Source organism: Polaromonas aquatica (assembly GCF_042659145.1).
Classification (GTDB): domain Bacteria; phylum Pseudomonadota; class Gammaproteobacteria; order Burkholderiales; family Burkholderiaceae_C; genus Polaromonas; species Polaromonas aquatica.
The window spans coordinates 1-3719 of the sequence record NZ_JBHSRS010000060.1 but is presented as its reverse complement, the minus strand read 5'-3'; the positions used below and the strand labels follow the sequence as shown (position 1 = coordinate 3719).

The following is a 3719-nucleotide window of genomic DNA, read 5'->3' as shown; positions in this document are numbered from 1 at the left end:
TGAGAAAAGCTGGCACGCGGCACAGCTATTGAAGGCCGCATAATTGAGCAGCTAAGAGGTACGTCCAACAGGGGCAGGTTCAGCAGTCAACCTACGACATGAGAAATCCGCCAAGATCGATAGACCCAAAATCAAAGGTCGTCCAAACATATCGTTGAGAACAAAGTTCTGGCACTGCGATGTGCTGTGCTGTGCTGTGCTTTCACGACCTCTAATCATGCCTACCCAAGGCAGCGCAACGGAATGAGCGCCGATATTGAATGGCGCCGGATTGTCCAGCGTCTTCAATGTATAAGAGACATTTCCAGAAGACAGCGTTTAATGAACACAATACGTTGCCTCCACTAGGCTTAGAAGCGCCCGGCAGATGACGATTCGTCGTGGTTAGAGTTTGAAGCTGCCGCGATTCCTGCCGGCTTGTAACTCGAAAAAACGTCAAAGTGAATATACAAATGTATACACAGAATATACATTCCAGCCTTATACGTAGAGTTCTAAAAGCGCCGCTATCGTCCCAAAATCAGTGTTTCCGCAAGAGTCTTTTGGCAGTCGCCAATGATGAATCCTTCCGGATACCCACTGCCCTGATTCCCCCTAAAACCAATGCTGCATCTTTCCTGGGCCGCGCGTGCCTGCAGATTTGTCATCCCAATGCACGAATAGACTACCCTTTAGTCGTTCCTTTATATACATCAAACTACATCGACTCTTATACGTAGCCCTAAGCTAGGGGCGCGACTTTGGCGACAGGTGCAGACTCCATCTCCGACATAACTAGTTCGACCCATTCCTTGTAAAACTCTTCAAGGTCGCCGGGTTTTTCTCTCGCTACCCGTCGTATTCGGAGCATCACCAGACCAAAGGTAAAGAAATCGCACCTCCAGGCGGTGATCTTTAAGGAATAGTTCAGATTCGAAGCCGCCTCTTTCAATATGAAAAGATCAATGCCTAAACCCGGAGACTGAGTCTGGGTGCTACTTTCTGGAGACAATTTGTCAGCCATCGTCTGAATGTTTTGAGACAGGGTCAGCAATCGATCTTGCCCCCGAAGCTTGAAAGCAAGGATCGGGTCTTCCTTTGACAGTTCGGCGAGGGCTTTCGCAAACGGTTCCCGAGTTTCCGAACCCAATTCGTTCAGGTGTGACCGAATCATCATTTGAATCACTATCCGCATTGCCTTAAAGGGTTCCTCGCTGTCAATACCGACGAGAGGTTTACCGTGAGCCTCACCAACGCTCCGGATTTGCGCGATTAAGGGTTGTGGACCGGCTTTGGCGACTGGTAACAGCCGGTGGACCAAATGATGCAGTTCAAGCAAGTGATACAGCGCCGTCCGAGTTGCACGTCTACGCTCATGGCGATTCTTGACCCAGTAACTAATCGCCGCAACCAAAGCGCTTATTGCGACTCCCAAGTCCTTAAATTCCATTGGCTTCCCTCCTTGCTTGTTTATCTCGCCGATCTTATAGGGCGATGCATTGTTTCCGTGCGTCATTGAAGACTGAACATCATCGAATAGGCCCAGGCTTGTTAAACGCGCCCTCTGACGCCGCCACAAGCTGTTTGGCTGGGTAGGTAGTCCGACCGAGAAGAAGGCTCCAAAACGCGTTTAAACAAGCCGAGATTTCCAGAAGAATGAATAAACCAGATTGGGAGAATCGTGCCGGCCAATTTTTCCCCATACTTTCCCAAAGAGCCGAAAAGAGGTAGAGGTTGGATGTTGTTGTTTCCTCAACCTAGTAAGGTAAAGCTGTAATGCATACAGGTGTAGGTAATTAGGTATGTAGTTAAAAGGTCGAAACAGCGCTTTTCAAGCCTGGTGCGGGTTTCAGTTCAACCAATGAACCGGAATCAGCGCAGAACCGACCCTTGTAGAGAATTTACGACTTGCCTTTGACTTGTCGTTTCATCCGTCGATTCAGGTTCCTCAAGGCGTCGTAGGCTTTTCCATTTAGAACCGGGTCTGCCGCCGTGGCTAGATGAAAGCGCCTTTCCCCTCCGCCTTGGCGACGCTTGCGGACCTGGAAGCTGCCTAGTGGGAATTTGGCGAGGGTTGATTCAAGAACGGCGGGGATTTCAGGTTTCAGCTTCCGGAACTTTAAATACTTGGTCAGTTTTTGAAGATCAAAGACAGCGAGTTCGTCTAGAGTACCCGCCGGTAGAGCCGATCCGCACAAGGTCATTTCGATTCTGGCGCGGTGTTGCTCCGGGGGAATTTCTAAACCTGCATCGGTATGCTTGTAGTACAGCCTCCAAGACAGCGGGTCTTGCGGGCGGGAGTGAACTCTTTTTTGGCTGCCTATGTAGATGGTTTTGGTTTCCAGCGCCCGTAGCCAGCCGTTGTATGAGGAAATGTCGTTTGTACCTTCCGGTCTCCCTTCAACGAAGGCTCGGATGTTTTCGCCTCGCAACTCAGCACCGAACCAGAGAAAGTGAGCCAGCAACTCATTGGTTTGCCGGCGGGTCGCGTCCTTGGGATAGGCGTCGAACGAAATCTCCAACTGTGTCAGTCGTGGAGTCTTCGAAAGCTTCAACCCGGAGTTTTCAATGCTTTTTTGAACGAAGGCCCAAGACAACGGGTCTTGAAACTTGGCCTTGAAGATTGTTCCCGCGTGACCTGGCCCGTCATCTACTAACTTCGAGTGAGGGATTCCCAGCTTGTCGGCAACCGTCCAAGGTTGCGTCGGTGTTTCCGTCTCAATCTCAACCTCCAGCCAATCCACCGCTGCCTCATACCTGAATAGTGTGAAGTCGGGGGGTGGCGGCAGGAAGTTAAAGCCTTCCTTCCTTGGCGAGATGTGACTCGCGGGCGGGTGGGTAGTTTCGTCATAGCTCATTGGCAGCTCCTCAAAGTTGGTGGTGAGAGAAATATTGCTGCGATTCGCTGGATTTCTACGGTCAAAGTAGGCGACTTTGCGAAGTCGCCTAAATCCGCCTAAACCGGCTCTATAAGGATGCTTTGGCAGAGCCTCGAACGATGAAAGCATTACCTCTGCTTTGGACCGGTTTTCCTAGGGCTTCCACTTTTCAGTAGTCGCTGCTGTCTGTCCACTCAACGCCGTTTCCACGGCAAGTCCTTACCCACCCCGATGAACGGAATCAAGCGTTTTCCCAGCATCCTCGGCCAAACAACAGACCTCCTTGGCTTCCGCGACTTGGCGTCCTATCGTGTACACGTACTAAACGAGCGTCTAAGGACGTGGACACAGGAGCTTTTGATGACGAAACAGACCTTTTGCGGGTATTTCCGTGTGAGTCAACAGAGACAAGCGGAGAGCGGTTTGGGGCTCGAAGCTCAAGAAACAGCAGTCGGGGGATATCTAAACGGTCGAGGCACGCTTGTAGAGCGTTTTACAGAGACTGAGAGCGGTCGCAAAGGGGGTAAAGACCGTCCCGAACTGATGCGAGCTTTGGCGTACTGCAAACGCTTTGGCTCTGCTTTGGTAGTGGGCAAGCTGGACCGACTCTCCCGAGACGTTCGGTTCTTCCTTGAGGTGCTGGACGACTACAAGGTGGATATTCGGTTTGCAGAGTTCCCAGATATCAACCCCAAGAGCGATGAGGGGCGTATGGTGCTTATTGGCATGGCTAATTTCGCTGAGTTTGAAGGTAGACGTATAGGTAGCCGCACGAAAGCTGGACTTGACCCGTTTCAATAGACACCTGATAAGGTCGAAATTGAAAAGGAGAAAAAGTCATGAAGAGAGTCAGCTACACAG

3 protein-coding genes are annotated in these 3719 nt (G+C 50.8%); 1 reads left to right on the top strand and 2 read right to left on the bottom strand.

Annotation, left to right across the window (positions count from 1 at the left end; translation table 11 throughout):
- Nucleotides 1-721: 721 nt before the first annotated feature.
- On the bottom strand, nucleotides 722-1429 hold the full coding sequence (locus tag ACFQND_RS12480; protein WP_371438876.1) for a hypothetical protein: 708 nt from the start codon (nucleotides 1427-1429) through the stop codon (nucleotides 722-724).
- A gap of 451 nt (nucleotides 1430-1880) precedes the next feature.
- The gene (locus ACFQND_RS12475) at nucleotides 1881-2837 is read right to left on the bottom strand and encodes a hypothetical protein (RefSeq protein ID WP_371438875.1); all 957 of its coding nucleotides are present in this window, start codon (nucleotides 2835-2837) and stop codon (nucleotides 1881-1883) included.
- Nucleotides 2838-3218: 381 nt separating this feature from the next.
- Between ACFQND_RS12475 and ACFQND_RS12470 the strand changes: the two genes are divergently transcribed.
- On the top strand, nucleotides 3219-3659 hold the full coding sequence (locus ACFQND_RS12470) for a recombinase family protein (RefSeq protein WP_377413689.1): 441 nt from the start codon (nucleotides 3219-3221) through the stop codon (nucleotides 3657-3659).
- The last annotated feature ends 60 nt before the right edge of the window (nucleotides 3660-3719 follow it).

Excerpts from the sequence above, each read along its gene's own strand:
- ACFQND_RS12480 (WP_371438876.1), bottom strand. The coding sequence starts at position 1,429 with ATGGAATTTAAGGACTTGGGAGTCGCAATAAGCGCTTTGGTTGCGGCG.
- ACFQND_RS12475 (WP_371438875.1), bottom strand. The coding sequence starts at position 2,837 with ATGAGCTATGACGAAACTACCCACCCGCCCGCGAGTCACATCTCGCCA.
- ACFQND_RS12470 (WP_377413689.1), top strand. The coding sequence starts at position 3,219 with ATGACGAAACAGACCTTTTGCGGGTATTTCCGTGTGAGTCAACAGAGA.